This window comes from Streptomyces sp. NPDC017520 (assembly GCF_044329855.1).
Lineage (GTDB): Bacteria > Actinomycetota > Actinomycetes > Streptomycetales > Streptomycetaceae > Streptomyces.
Genome location: NZ_JBIRKB010000001.1, coordinates 1 through 13,405 on the forward strand (window position 1 = coordinate 1; position 13,405 = coordinate 13,405).

Consider the following 13,405-nt stretch of genomic DNA (forward strand, 5'->3'; position numbering starts at 1 on the left):
AGCTACCTGGCCGGACTCCAACTCCGGGCCTCCATGATCTGGATCAAAGACCTCACGCGAACCACCCAGTGATCACGACCCGATACACGCCCTAGGGGGATCGGCCCGTGGCCGCTAGCAGAAGGTCGAGATGCCGTTCTTGACTGCTGTGTAGACGAGGGGGTAGCCGGCGATGTCCAGTGTTCCCGCGGCATTGGTCGTCGTCTTGCACGCGGGTATGTGCACCGTCGGCGCGAAGCAGCCCGCGGTCGCGCCGGCTGCGAAGTTCGAGGTGGCACACCACACGTCTCCTCCGCGCTGCGACTCGAACACGACCCGACCACTGATCGTCTTTGCGCTCGATGTCGGGTTCTGAGCGACCAGAACACCCTGCGCGTCGTTGTTGTTGTTGAGGACGATGCACGTCTTCAAGTTCAGTCCCGAGGTGGGGTGGTACAGGTAGTGGGTGCAGTGCCAGTTCGCGTTGGTTTTCACCGGCTTCCAGTTAACGGTCTCGCTCGCCTGCGCGGGCTGCGCGACGACAAGCACCGCACTCGCTGCGAGCGCTGCCGTAGCAAGTCTCTTCCTGCGCGCCATGGTCTTTCCCCTCCCTCTGCCAGCCCCCAAGCGGGGCCGGATCGGGTGGCAGACTAGCAATTTCGCAGGTCACGAGCAGCGCTGAATTCAAGCCCGCACGTCGGTGAAGTACTCAGGCCCGCCGTGAGATGCAGATCGGCCTACTCGATACGGAAGATGAGGCACAGCATCACGACGGCTTTCAAGACCTCGACGCCGGGCGTACGGGCATGGCGCGACGGATCGAAGCCTCGTCTGGAAAGCGGCCGGGCGAAGAGGCTGCCGCCGGCTAAGGCTGAGGGCGAAGCGAAGGGTCCGGCTCGATGAGCCGGACCCTTCGTCCACAAGCGGTAGCGGTGGGATTTGAACCCACGGTGACGGGTTACGCCACACTCGCTTTCGAGGCGAGCTCCTTCGGCCGCTCGGACACGCTACCGAGAGAGAGCTTAGACCATCCCGGGGTGTGGACAGAAATCGGTTCTCGGGAGCGGGGCCCTACCTGGTCAGGCAGCCGGGCCGTGCCTGGTCGGGTGGCAGGGCCGTACCTGTTCAGAGCGCCCGGAAGAAGGCCGTCAGCTGTTCGGCGCACGTGTCCTCCAGGACGCCGCCGATCACCTCCGGGCGGTGGTTCAGGCGGCGGTCGCGGACGACGTCCCAGAGGGAGCCGGCCGCGCCCGCCTTCTCGTCGCGGGCTCCGTAGACGACCCGGGTGACGCGGGACTGGACCAGGGCGCCCGCGCACATCGTGCAGGGCTCCAGGGTGACCACCAGCGTGCAGCCGGTCAGGCGCCACTCGCCGTGGGCCTCGGCCGCCCGGCGCAGGGCCAGGATCTCGGCGTGTGCGGTCGGGTCGCCGGTGGCCTCGCGTTCGTTGTGGGCGGCGGCCAGCTCGGCGCCGTCGGGGCCGAGGACGACGGCGCCGACCGGCACGTCGCCGGCCGACGCCGCCCGCCCGGCCTCGGCCAGGGCGCGGCGCATCGGTGCCTGCCAGGGGTCGCGTACGGGGTCGGGCTCGGGTACGCGTACGGGATCCGGGGCGGGCTCGGGTGAGGGGTTCGGCGGTCCGGCGGTCACCCGCGGACCCTAACGGACGGGACAGGACGGACGTACGACGGGGACGGACGTACGACGGGGGCAGACATACGACGGGACGACGGGACAGAACGCTTTTCGGCCCGGCCTAGCGGGCCGACTCCAGGATCTCCGCTGCTCCCACGGCCTCCGCGATCTCGGAGAGTGCGTCGGTCTGAAGGGTGAGCAGCTCCTTCTCGGACAGCCCGAGGTCGGCGAGGATCCCGAGTTCGCCGATCGGTCCCGCCGGCACGGTGTCCGGGTCGGGGCCGTCCTCGTCCGGGTCGACGGCCGCGGGGGCGGAACGTTCCGGCTCGCCGTCCTCGGTGCCGTCGAGGTCGACGAGCTCCTCCAGGGCGGCGATCTCGTCCTCGGCCCCTGGTTCGCGGCCGAGCACTTCGTCGGTGAGCAGGATCTCCCCGTACGAGGAGCGGGCGGCGGCGGACGCGTCCGAGACGTAGATTCGGGGGTCCTCCTCACCGTCCACCCGGACGACGCCGAACCAGGCGTCCTCCTGCTCGATGTAGACCAGGACCGTGTCCTCGTCCACCGAGGCCTCCCGGGCCAGATCTGTCAGATCGGACAGGGTCTCCACATCGTCGAGCTCTGTATCGCTCGCTTCCCACCCGTCTTCGGTGCGCGCGAGCAGTGCGGCGAAGTACACCGTGACTCTCCCACTGGTCATAGGCGAATCGGTCCGGCGGGAGGGCGAACGGTGATCCGTCCGTCCTGCGCCCCGCCCAACCGGCATCGTGGCAGAAACAAGCGCTGTGCGAGACCTCTTCGGCCGTTGCGTCGGCCATCAGTTCCAGGAGTGCCTGGTCGGCCGTCTCCCTGACGCGCCGATCGGCGGGGGGAGTGCGCCGGTGGTACGAGGCGGATACGGGGAGGATTCACCAGCGGAACGTGCGCATCCGCATCTGTTGCCGCATACGGGCCGCACGGGCCCGGCGCGGCTGCACGCGGTCGCGCAGCTGCTTGGCCTCGTGGAGCTCACGGAGGAACTGGGCGCGTCGACGGCGGCGGGCGGCGTCACTCTCCTGCGCGTCGTCGACGTCACTCGCCACGCCCTCGGCGTCGCGCCCGTCGCGCGGCTCGCGCGAGGCCGGGTCGCGCCGCAGTTCCCCGTCAGCCATCGACTCATCACCCCAGTGCTGGGTCCGTATGCCCCCACCTTCCCCCCGAACAGGTGCTTGATGCCAGCGCAGAGTGCCGGGCGGCGCGGTTACTGTTGACACATGCGGATCCACGTCGTCGACCACCCGCTGGTGGCGCACAAACTCACCACGCTGCGCGACAAGCGCACCGACTCCCCGACCTTCCGGCGGCTCGCCGACGAGCTGGTCACCCTTCTCGCCTACGAGGCCACCAGGGATGTGCGCACCGAACTGGTCGACATCGAGACCCCGGTGACGCCCACGACCGGGGTGAAGCTCTCGCACCCCCGGCCCCTGGTCGTCCCGATCCTGCGGGCCGGTCTGGGCATGCTGGACGGCATGGTGCGGCTGCTGCCGACCGCCGAAGTGGGCTTCCTCGGCATGATCCGCAACGAGGAGACGCTCCAGGCGGAGACGTACGCGACCCGGATGCCCGAGGACCTCTCCGGTCGCCAGGTCTACGTCCTGGACCCGATGCTGGCCACCGGCGGCACCCTCGTCGCGGCCATCCGCGAGCTGATCAAGCGCGGGGCCGACGATGTCACCGCCGTCGTCCTTCTCGCGGCGCCCGAGGGCGTCGAGGTGATGGAGCGCGAGCTGGCCGGGACCCCGGTCACCGTCGTCACCGCCTCCGTCGACGAGCGGCTCAACGAGAACGGCTACATCGTGCCGGGCCTCGGGGACGCGGGCGACCGGATGTACGGCACGGCCGAATAGGTCACGGCCGAACAGGTCCGGACAGGGCCCTTTACGATTTCGCGCCCCGTTCCGGCTCGTACGTAACCGTACGGTGCCCGGACGGGGCGCTTTCGTGTGCGGGGTTCAGCAGGAGGAGGACGGGGCCGGGGCCGGCTTCGTCAGGGCCGCCATCGCTGCGGTGGCCTCCTGCGGGGTGCTGAACGCCTTGAACTTCGCCCCCAGGATCAGGTCGACCTCGCCCGTCCTGCGGGTGTCCGTCTTCTGCACCGTGCCCGCCAGCTGGGTGCCGAGCACCGTGAAGCTGCCGTTCGTCGCGGTCGGTGCGCCGAGCAGCACGCCCGTGCCGGGCACCTTCTTGTCGTACGCCTTCGTCGCGTTGCCCACCTCACCGATGGTGAAACCGCGTTTCTTGAGCTCCTCGGCTGCGGACTTGGCCAGCCCGCTGCGTGTCGTCGCGTTGTAGACGTTGACCTTGATGGCGGCCGGTTTCGGCAGCGCCTTGGCGGGGGCCGCCGACGGCTTCGGGGTGGGGCAGTCCCGCTTGTGGTCGGCCGCGCTGGCGCTCTTGTCGCCGCCGGTGAAGACGTCGATGAGCTGCAGTGTGCCCCAGCCGGCCAGGCTGAGGGCGACGACGGCTCCGATGCCCGCGAGGACCAGCCTGCGGCGGTGCCGGGGGCGGCGCATACGGGGATAGGCGTCGCCCGTGATGCGGTACTTTCCGCCCATGCCGGGGGGAGTGAGCATGCTCATGGAGGCAGCGTAGTGCGACCCTGTGTCCATGCGTACAAGATGATCAACGTATGACACCCGGATGAGCGTGAAAACACCCGAAAGGCCCGAATCGGCCATCTGTGAGGTGCGGAACCCGGGTGGGGTGTGCGGGTGCCCTCGCGGAGGGGCGCGCAGGTGGCCGGGGGTGGCGTCAGCCCAGGTCGAGGACGCGGGCGTGCAGCACCTGGCGCTGCTGGAGCGCCGCCCGGACCGCCCGGTGGAGACCGTCCTCCAGGTAGAGGTCGCCCTGCCACTTCACGACGTGGGCGAACAGGTCGCCGTAGAACGTGGAGTCCTCGGCGAGGAGGGTCTCCAGGTCCAGCTGGCCCTTGGTGGTCACGAGCTGGTCCAGGCGAACCGGACGCGGCGCGACATCCGCCCACTGTCGGGTGCTTTCCCGGCCGTGGTCGGGGTATGGCTTCCCATTTCCGATGCGCTTGAAGATCACACGGAAAGCCTACCGGGCAAGGGCCACCGGGCGCAGCCAGGGAAGCTCACCGCGATGACGGTGCAAAGGTCGTATAGCGCTGAATAGGGCTGGATACCGGGACAGGGGTCGGTCGCCGCAGTGAGCCCGGCCCCGGAATGCGTACGGATTCCGGGACCGGGCCCACTGCTGGGTTCACCGTGCGTGCGGTCCGCCGCTCACGGGCCCGTTTCGGGCCGCCGCTCCTACTCCGCGACCCGGCCGTGACCCTCGCGCAGGCCGCCACCGCTGCCACCGCTGCCGGGCGTACCCGTCCCGGTGTCGGGGGTGACCGGGCGGGTCAGGGAGCGGAGGTCGTGGGCGTACGTTCCGACCGCGTTGGCGATCACGTCGATGTTGGTGTCGAAGTGGCCCATGTCGATGTTGTCGAGGTCGTCACAGGCCGCGTGGTAGCAGGGGTCGTACGCGATCCCCGCCTCGCCGCCGAACACCTCGGCCTGGGCCGCCGTCTTGATGCCCTCCGCCCCGGTGTCCGTGCCGCCGGACGGGATGCCGACCTCGATGAACGGTCCGTAGTCCGAGCGGCCGGTGAAGTCCGTGCCCTCGTGCGGCTTGCCCTTGCCGTCGAGGAACTCGTTGATGTCACGCTCCAGTTGGGCCGAGCCCTCCGGGCCCGCGCCCTCGCCGACCTCGTCGGAGTTGTCGCCGTCGAAGACGAACTGGACGCCGTTCGGCGAGGCGATCATGTCGAAGTTCAGATAGAGCGCGATCTGCTCGCGCTGCTTCTCGGAGAGCGCCGCGACGTACTTCTCCGAGCCGATCAGGCCGTTCTCCTCGGCCGACCACCAAGCGAACCGCACCTTGTTGGCGGGCTTGCTCTTCGACTTCGCCAGGTCCAGGGCGACTTCGAGCAGGCCGGCGGAGCCGGAGCCGTTGTCGTTGATGCCGGGGCCTTCGGTCACCGAGTCGAGGTGGGCGCCGAGCATCACCGTCCGGGCCGTGCTGCCGCCGGGCGTCTCGGCGATGACGTTGCGGGTGGGACGGTCCTCCTGGAGCTCGCGGATCTCGAAGGAGACCGTGACCTCGCCGGCCGCGACGTCGGCGGCCAGCTTCTCGCCCTCCGCCTGGGTGAGGCCCCCGGTCGGGATCCTGCCCGCCGCGACTTCGCCGAGCGTGCCGGACAGGGCGCCCTCGACGTTGTTGTAGATGACCGCCCCGGCCGCGCCCGCGTCGGCGGCGGCGGCCTGCTTCTCGGCGAAGGAGCAGCCGCCGCGCTTGATCAGCGCGATCTTGCCGGTGAAGGTCGTGGACGCGTAGTCGGTGGCCTCGCAGCCCGTCGTCCCGTCGACGGGCACCGCGACGAGCGCCGCCGTCAGGCCGCCCACCTCGGTCGACGGGGTGTACGTCATGGCCTTGATCGTGACGTCGCGGGGCGTCGGCGTCACCACGGCGAGCTTCTCCGCCAGCGTCTCCGTGTAGGTGAAGCGGAAGTTCTCGTACGAGACCTGGTACCCGGCCCGCTGGAGCTGACGGTAGACGTACGCCGCCGAGGCGTCGTGGCCCAGCGAGCCGGCGGCGCGGTGACCGTCGGTCGAGTCGGCTATCGCCTGGAACTGCTGGAGGTGGCGGTAGGCGTCGCGTGCGGACCCCTTCCTCACCAACTCCTTCGACAGCTTGGCCGCTTCCTTGCCGGGGTCGTGCGGCGCGGGGCGTCCGGGGTGCGGGGACGCGGCCAGGAGGAGCGGTGTGGCCAGGGCGGTGGCGGCCACGACAGCGATGGCTCTGCGACGTGTTGCGTGCACAGGAGTCCTTCCGGTCTGAACGGCTGGTGCTCTGAGCGGCTCAGTACCTGAACCGCCGGTGCTCCGAGCGGCTCAGGACCTGAACGGCTGAACAAATGTGCTGCGAAAGCTAGCGAGTGGGGTGACGCCTGTGAACAGATGTGGCCGGATTCGATCGGTGAGGGGGAGGTGTCGGCCTGATTCGGCGCTCGTCCCCGTCACGTCCACTTCATGTCACCGTCACGTCACTTCTCGGTCGAGCGCAGGATCAGGCCGACTACCTGCCCGACTTCTCGGGCGGTGAGCCACCCGACTTCTTGGGCGAGGGCCCGCTCGACCTCGTGGGCGGGGGCCCGCTCGGCTTGGTGGGCGAGGGCTCGCTCGGCATCTTCGCTGTTCCGGCCGCCTTCTTCGCCGCTTTGGCCGCCGCCTTGGCCTCCTGCTTGTACGCGCGCACCTCTACGAGGGACTCCGGGCCCGTGATGTCGGCGACCGAGCGGTGCGATCCGGCCTCCCCGTACGGGCCCGCCGCCTCCCGCCACCCCGTCGGCCGTACGCCGAGCTGTTTGCCGAGCAGCGCCAGGAAGATCCGCGCCTTCTGTTCGCCGAAGCCGGGCAGCGCGTTGAGGCGTTTCAGCAGCTCGGTGCCGGTCGCCGCGTCGCGCCACACCGCGCTCGCGTCGCCGTCGTACTCCGCCACCAGGTAGCGGCACAGCTGCTGCACCCGCTGGGCCATGGAGCCGGGGTAGCGGTGCAGAGCCGGTTTGGTGGTGAACAGTTCGGTGAAGGCGTCCGGGTCGTAGGCGGCGATCCGCCCCGCGTCCAGGTCGTCGGAGCCCATGCGTTCCGCGAGGGTGTACGGGCCCGTGAACGCCCACTCCATCGGTACCTGTTGGTCCAGCAGCATGCCGACCAGAGCGGCCAGCGGGCTGCGGCCGAGCAACTCGTCGGCCTCCGGATTCTGGGCGATCCGCAGGGTGATGTCCTTGCCGCTGTCGCTCGTGGTCATGCTGCCGATCATCGCGAGCACGGCGGAGGACGGCGACCGGTACTGCGCCGATGGCCTCTCCCCTGTCGGCCGAAGGGAGTAGGGGGGCCGCGGGGGCGGCCGTGGTGTGCGGGCCTGTCCGTGCCACCGCGCTGCCCGATGAGGCAGGTCCGGATGCCCCGGCCGGGCCGGGGCGCGGGCTGGACGGCCCGGGGGCCACACCGTAATCGTGGAATGCCGAGGACAGCGCGGTCAGGGGAGAGATGAGCATGGACGCGCACGACATCGAGCAGGAACGGCACGAGCACCACGGACACGGCGGACACCACGGACACGGTGGGCGTGAACAGGTCCACGAGCGCGATGAACAGCTCGGCGAAACCGCCGCGGAGGCCTCCGGTGAGCAGGCCCACCACGTCTTCCGGGCCGCCGCCACGGGCCGGGCCGATGTGGTCGGAGCGGCCGGGATGGGGCTGCTCCAGCGGACGGCCGGCAACGGGGCGATCGGGGCGATGGTCCAGCGTTCCCGGTCCGGGGCCGCCGAAACCGCCGCCGAGCAGGCCGAGCAGGCCGAGCAGACAGGGCAGACAGGGCAGGCTGAGCAGGCCGAGCAGACAGAGCATGCCGCGCGGGCGGCGCAGGCGGGACAGGCCGAGGAGCAGCGGTCGCCGGTGCACGACGTGGTCTCCTCCGGCGGTTCGCCCCTGGACACCGACACCCGTACGGACATGGAGAGCCGGATGGGCGCGGACTTCTCCGACGTGCGCGTCCACCATGACTCCGCCGCGCACGAGTCGGCGAAGGGCGTCGGGGCGCACGCGTACACCGTGGGCAACAACGTGGTGTTCCAGCGCGACGCCTACGACCCCGGATCGCCGCAGGGCCGCACCACGCTGGCCCATGAGCTGACCCATGTGATCCAGCAGCGCAACGGCCCGGTGGAGGGAACGGAGGCCCCGGGCGGCATCCGGGTCAGCGACCCTTCGGACCGGTTCGAGCGCGAAGCCGTCGCGAACGCGGACCGGGTGCTGTCCGATCCCGCGCCGGAGGCAGCGCCGGCCCCGGCCACCCCCGTGTCCGCCCCCGCGACCGGTACCGCCGCCACCTCCATCTCCACCTCCGCCGTGCAGCGGGCGGCCACGGAGGACGAGGACGAGCAACCCGCGGACGTACAGGGGTCGTTCGTGCAGCGTGCGGAGGAGAAGAAGCCGGGGGAGGAGGAAGAGGAGGAGAAGCCCCCGGCCTGAGGGAGCCCGCCCCGGTCTTGCCCCGGCCGGTCTTGCCCCGGCCCCGTCCGGCCCCGTCCGGCCCCGTCCGGCCCCGCGCGTCCCGGTCCGTCCCCGTCCGTCCCCGCGCGTCCCCGTCCGTCCCCGTCCGAGCCCATCCGGGCCCGCCCCCGGCCTGGGGGAGTCCGCCCGGTGTCGGCGCGGGCTTCAGCCCGCCGGGGTGTCCGGGCGCATCGTCCCGCCCAGGAACATCGAGGACGAGCACCGCGAGGGGGCCAGGGCGCCCACCGGCTTGCCGATCCGCCTGCAGTCGATCGTCATCGTGACCTTGCCGCCCGCGGGCACCAGGATCGGGGTCACGAAGTGGTAGTCGGAGTCGCGGAAGTTCTCCAGACCGAGGCTCAGGACGCGGGTGTCCTCGCCGGCCGTGACGGTGACCGTGCCGGCGTCGCCCTGCGGGTTCTGCACCACGATGTCGGTGAGCTGGAAGGTGTGGCCGGCCGGTACCTCCAGGGCCGTGCCGGTGTTCGGGCCGCCGCCCACCCCGTCCTGCACCCGGACCTGCGCGCTGGTCGGGGCGCCCGCCGCCGCGTCACCGCTGCCGTCGCCGCTGCCGGCCGAGGCGGAAGGTCCCGGTGAGGGGGTGGAGCTTGCCGCGCCGCCTCCCGTGCCCGCCCCGGCGGAGTCGCCGCCTCCGGAGCCCGCGCCGCCCTGCTCGCCCTCTTCCGGGGCCTTGCTCTTGTCGGCCGCGGCGGCCGACCGTACCGCCTCGGGGGTGACCGCCTCCCGGGCCGCGGACTTCACCGCCGGGCGCAGCAGCGCGTACCAGAGTCCCACCAGGACGAGAAGCAGCAGAGCGGCGGTGAGCAGGGCCCGGGGCAGCCAGCGCGGCAGGATCGGGTCCTGCTGGTACGAGCCGTCCACCAGCACCGGGGCCGGCGCCTCCTCGCCCTCGGGCGGCTGCGGGGCGGCGTACACCTGGAAGGCGTGCGTCACCGGCGTACCGCGCCACATCCGCTTCGCCGGGCGGACCCGCAGTTTCGCGAACTCCGCGTGGCCCGGCTCGATCCGCAGCTCGGAGGCGGCGAACACGACCCGCGCCTGTTCCGTACCGGGCTGGGCCCCGAGCCGTACGGTCACCGGGGTGTTGCCGCGGTTGTCGACGGCGAACTGGTGCCGCCCGCCGCGCGAGCCGTTCGATCCGCGCGGGACCAGCTCGGCGGTCGTCTCGGTGAACGGCAGGACGGTCACCCGGCCCTCGGGCACCACGGTGTCGCTCCGGTCGCCGGTCGGCATCACCCGGATCCCGAACGTGCTCTCGCCCGCCAGGACCGTCGCTTCGCGCGGCGGGCGCATGACCAGGGAGACGGTTCCGGAGTCGCCGGGGTAGAGGGAGAGCACCGCGGGTTCGATCGCCGACCAGGCGGCGCAGGTACCGACCACCTCGAAGTGGTATTCCTCGACGGTCCGGCCGGAGTTGAGGATCTGTAGGGGAAGGGTCGTCTCCTCGCCCGGTACGACGGTGACGGACGACGCGTCGAGGCTTGCGGTAAGACTCATACGCGGACCGTAGGACCGGGCCGGAGGGCGGGCACCGGTCACGGAGGAACACTTTCGGGCAGATGTGATGCCCGACACAACCTTTCCGTTTCCTCGCGAGTAAGAACGGGAATCTTCTGACCGCCTCACATCTGATGGGGCGGACGAGTACAGCTGTGGAGCTTGTGCTTGCAGTGTGATGCTTCCGGCTGGTGCCCAGGGGGAGCATTCGCATGGAGCGCATCACTGTCGTTTTACGCGCGCAGGACCCGATTTCCCAGGCCGGAGTGGCCAGCCAACTGCGGGCCCGCCCCGAGGTCGCTGTCGTCGACCGGGGCGACGGGGAGCCGGCGCCCCAGGTCGTGGTCATGGTGGTGGACGCCGTGGACGACGAGGTCCTGCGCGTCCTGCGCAACATCCAGCGCACCAGCGCCTGCCGCACGGTGCTGGTGACCACGGACATCGACGAGCAGAAGCTCGTGAGCGCGGCGGAGTGCGGGGTCGCGGGGGTCGTCAGGCGGTCCGACTCGACGCCGGACCATCTGGTGCAGGTCATCGGCACGGTGGCGCGGGGCGAGGGGCATCTCCCCTCCGACCTGCTCGGACGCCTCCTCGAAGAGGTGGGCAGGCTCCAGGGGCAGGTGCTCGGTCCGCGCGGTCTGCACTTCACCGGCCTGGCCGCGCGCGAGGTGGACGTGCTGCGGCTGGTGGCCGAGGGGTACGACACCGCGGACATCGCGACGAAGCTGGCCTACTCCGAGCGCACGATCAAGAACGTGCTGCACTCGGTGATGACCCGTCTGCAACTGCGTAATCGCTCCCACGCGGTGGCGTACGCGATGCGCCAGGGGCTTATCTGACGGCCTGGCGGCTCAGGCCCCCATCACGAACGCCGCTGCACCATCGGGCAGTTCGGCCTTCCCGCGGAAGTGACTCGTCTCTCTCCGCACGCGGCCCGCCGGTGCGTGACGGTGGCCTCCGGGTATCGGGCGTGGCGCGGGGAGGGGAACGCTGTGCGGTGGTTTCAGCCAGGAACGGTACCGCGGAGGCGAGCGGCCGGGCTTGTTCTCCTGCTGCTGGCCGCCGGCCTTGTGCCCGCGTCGGGCGTGAGCGGTGTGGCGTCCGCCGTGCCCGTGCCGCCGGAGCCGTGGGTCACTCCGGCGACGCTGGAGGAGGCGCTCGACCCGGGCGGTTCGACGGGCGTGGACAAGCGGGTGCGGACCCCGGCGATCCCGCCTCGGCCGGACGTGGTCCTGCTGGTGGACGGCACGGGGAGCATGGAGGTTCCGATCACGAGCGTTCAGGAGAATCTGCCCGACATCGTCGGCAAGATCCGGGCCGAGGAGCCTGATTCGCGGTTCGCGGTCGCCACGTTCGGCGACCAGCAGGTCGACAGGCCGAACGCGGGGTTCCGGGTACTCCAGGAGCTGACGGACGACATCAGCCTGGTCCAGACCGGTGTCGACGGGCTGGGCACGGACCTCGGCGGGTTCAGCATGGGTCCGTCGGAGGACTGGATCAACGGTCTGTGGGAGATCGCCGACGGCGCGGACGGCAAGACGGTCTTCCGTGAGGGCGCCAGCCCGGTCGTCGTCCTGGTCAGCGACGCCTCCAGCCACGCGCCGAGCAACGGTCACACCATCGACGACACGATCGCCGACCTTCAGGACAACGGGGTCCGGGTGATCGGCATCGAAGTGGAGAGTGACCGCGGGGACGGCCTGAACGGCAACGGGAACGCCAACAACCCGGACTACCCGGGTCAGATCGAGATTCCGCCGACCGAAACCGGTCAGGCCACCCGGATCATCGAAGCGACCGGTGGCCAACTGCTCGAAGGTATCCAGCCGGACGAGACGGCCGAAGCGATCATGAACGGCTTCGACAACCTGCCCACCTCCGTCGGCCATGAACTCGCCGACTGCGACCCGCATCTCAGCGTCGCCCTGGACCCGCCGACGAGACGGCTGACCAGCGGCGGAACCGCGCAGTTCACTGAGACCGTCGACGTGTCGGCCGATGCCCCCCAGGGCACGACGCTGACCTGCACCGTGCAGTTCCTGCTCGGCACCCAGGTGCCGGGGACGGACGCGCTCGGCCCCGCCGCCGTACCCGACCCCGACTTCCAGCAGAAGATCAGCATCGCCGTGAACGACATCAACGACCCGGTCGTCACCGTGGACGACCGTACGGCCAGGGCGCCCGACGACGACGGCGTCCGCATCGACTACACGGCCACGGCGACGGACCCGCAGGACGGGGAACTGCCGGTGACCTGTACCCCGCCGTCCGGATCGCTCTTCCCGGTCGGAACGACGACGGTCACCTGTTCCGCGACGGACGCGGCGGGCAACACGGGGGCGGACACGGCCCGGTTCGAGGTGCTGGAACCCGTGGTCCCACCGGACCCGCCGGACCCGCCTGCTCCGCCGCCTCCGCCCCTGCCCCCGCCTCCGGCCTCCGACCTCGCGGTACGGGCCGATGTCAGCCCGGACCGTACGTACGTGGGGCGGCCCGCCACCGCCCGGTTCACGATCACCAACGCGGGCCCGGACACGGCGACCGGTGTCGTCCTCGGGGCGGCCTGGCCGAGGACGGGCGAGTCGAAGGACCGGAGCCTGCCGGGCCTGACCCGGTGCACGGCGGCGCGGCCCTGCACGATTCCAGCCGGGGGCCGGGTCGAGGTGACGCAGAGGGCGACCTACCGGGCGGCGGTCACCGGCGATGTACGGGCCACCGTGCGCGGCACCCTGCCCGACGGGCGGGCGGCGAACAACCGTGACGTGGACCGGCTGAGGGTTTTCAAGCCCTCGCTGACGGTCACCCCGCAGGTGGCGAAACCGGGGCAGCCGGTACTGGCCAGGGGCAAGGACTATCCGCCGGGCGAGACCGTACGTTTCACGTGGAACATCGGCATCACCGCGGACCGGTCCGGCGTACGGGTCGGGCGGGACGGCACCTTCGAGGTGCAGGTGCTGGTCCTGCGCAAGGACACGCTGGGCCCGCGGGTTCTGCGGGCGGAGGCCCGCGATCTGCCGCGCCTCCGAAAACCGGTTCTGGTCGTCCAGCACAACCTCCAGCCCCCGGACTTCGCGGGCCGGTCATGAGGACTCCGTTCCTGCGGCTTCGTCGGCCGGTCATGAAAACTCCTTTCCTGCGGCTTCGTCGGCCGCTCATGAGCCTGCTCTTCG

General features: G+C 70.9%; 13 protein-coding genes and 1 tRNA gene. 4 read left to right on the plus strand and 10 right to left on the minus strand.

Features of this window, described 5'->3' with window-relative positions; translation table 11 throughout:
- Positions 1 to 114: 114 nt before the first annotated feature.
- The 5 genes from ACH4KB_RS00005 to ACH4KB_RS00025 form a co-directional block, all read right to left on the minus strand.
- Entirely contained in the window at positions 115 to 576 is a 462-nt protein-coding gene (locus ACH4KB_RS00005) for a hypothetical protein (RefSeq protein ID WP_398062045.1), read from the minus strand.
- A 327-nt stretch (positions 577 to 903) separates the two neighbouring features.
- A tRNA-Ser gene (locus tag ACH4KB_RS00010) sits at positions 904 to 991 on the minus strand.
- A 113-nt stretch (positions 992 to 1,104) separates the two neighbouring features.
- Entirely contained in the window at positions 1,105 to 1,533 is a 429-nt protein-coding gene (tadA, locus tag ACH4KB_RS00015) for a tRNA adenosine(34) deaminase TadA (RefSeq protein ID WP_398063295.1), read from the minus strand.
- A 202-nt stretch (positions 1,534 to 1,735) separates the two neighbouring features.
- On the minus strand, positions 1,736 to 2,290 hold the full coding sequence (locus ACH4KB_RS00020; protein ID WP_398063297.1) for a hypothetical protein: 555 nt from the start codon (positions 2,288 to 2,290) through the stop codon (positions 1,736 to 1,738).
- Positions 2,291 to 2,519: 229 nt separating this feature from the next.
- Complete coding sequence (locus tag ACH4KB_RS00025) at positions 2,520 to 2,762, minus strand: hypothetical protein (RefSeq protein WP_398062047.1); 243 nt, start codon at positions 2,760 to 2,762, stop codon at positions 2,520 to 2,522.
- Between the two features lie 102 nt (positions 2,763 to 2,864).
- Here ACH4KB_RS00025 and upp point away from each other — a divergent pair, with 102 nt between their 5' ends.
- Positions 2,865 to 3,500 (plus strand): uracil phosphoribosyltransferase, encoded by a 636-nt coding sequence (gene upp, locus ACH4KB_RS00030; protein ID WP_215109612.1) that lies wholly within the window; start codon positions 2,865 to 2,867, stop codon positions 3,498 to 3,500.
- A 105-nt stretch (positions 3,501 to 3,605) separates the two neighbouring features.
- Here the strand turns inward: upp and ACH4KB_RS00035 are convergent, their stop codons facing one another.
- The 4 genes from ACH4KB_RS00035 to ACH4KB_RS00050 form a co-directional block, all read right to left on the minus strand.
- Complete coding sequence (locus ACH4KB_RS00035) at positions 3,606 to 4,208, minus strand: LytR C-terminal domain-containing protein (RefSeq protein WP_398063299.1); 603 nt, start codon at positions 4,206 to 4,208, stop codon at positions 3,606 to 3,608.
- A 196-nt stretch (positions 4,209 to 4,404) separates the two neighbouring features.
- On the minus strand, positions 4,405 to 4,701 hold the full coding sequence (locus tag ACH4KB_RS00040) for a type II toxin-antitoxin system VapB family antitoxin (protein WP_003967677.1): 297 nt from the start codon (positions 4,699 to 4,701) through the stop codon (positions 4,405 to 4,407).
- A gap of 224 nt (positions 4,702 to 4,925) precedes the next feature.
- A complete protein-coding gene (locus ACH4KB_RS00045; protein ID WP_398062049.1) occupies positions 4,926 to 6,482 on the minus strand; it encodes a M28 family metallopeptidase in 1,557 nt (518 codons plus the stop codon).
- Positions 6,483 to 6,738: 256 nt separating this feature from the next.
- A complete protein-coding gene (locus ACH4KB_RS00050) occupies positions 6,739 to 7,470 on the minus strand; it encodes an HhH-GPD-type base excision DNA repair protein (protein WP_398062051.1) in 732 nt (243 codons plus the stop codon).
- Positions 7,471 to 7,712: 242 nt separating this feature from the next.
- Between ACH4KB_RS00050 and ACH4KB_RS00055 the strand changes: the two genes are divergently transcribed.
- Positions 7,713 to 8,696, plus strand: a complete 984-nt coding sequence (locus ACH4KB_RS00055) for a DUF4157 domain-containing protein (RefSeq protein WP_398062053.1) — start codon at positions 7,713 to 7,715, stop codon at positions 8,694 to 8,696.
- A 186-nt stretch (positions 8,697 to 8,882) separates the two neighbouring features.
- On the opposite strand, the gene ACH4KB_RS00060 is transcribed toward ACH4KB_RS00055, so the two are convergent.
- Positions 8,883 to 10,235, minus strand: coding sequence for a hypothetical protein (locus ACH4KB_RS00060; protein ID WP_398062055.1), 1,353 nt, complete (start codon positions 10,233 to 10,235; stop codon positions 8,883 to 8,885).
- A gap of 212 nt (positions 10,236 to 10,447) precedes the next feature.
- Between ACH4KB_RS00060 and ACH4KB_RS00065 the strand changes: the two genes are divergently transcribed.
- Both ACH4KB_RS00065 and ACH4KB_RS00070 read left to right on the plus strand, forming a co-directional pair.
- The gene (locus ACH4KB_RS00065) at positions 10,448 to 11,074 is read left to right on the plus strand and encodes a response regulator transcription factor (protein WP_398062057.1); all 627 of its coding nucleotides are present in this window, start codon (positions 10,448 to 10,450) and stop codon (positions 11,072 to 11,074) included.
- A 267-nt stretch (positions 11,075 to 11,341) separates the two neighbouring features.
- On the plus strand, positions 11,342 to 13,321 hold the full coding sequence (locus ACH4KB_RS00070; RefSeq protein WP_398062059.1) for a VWA domain-containing protein: 1,980 nt from the start codon (positions 11,342 to 11,344) through the stop codon (positions 13,319 to 13,321).
- Positions 13,322 to 13,405 lie beyond the last annotated feature (84 nt).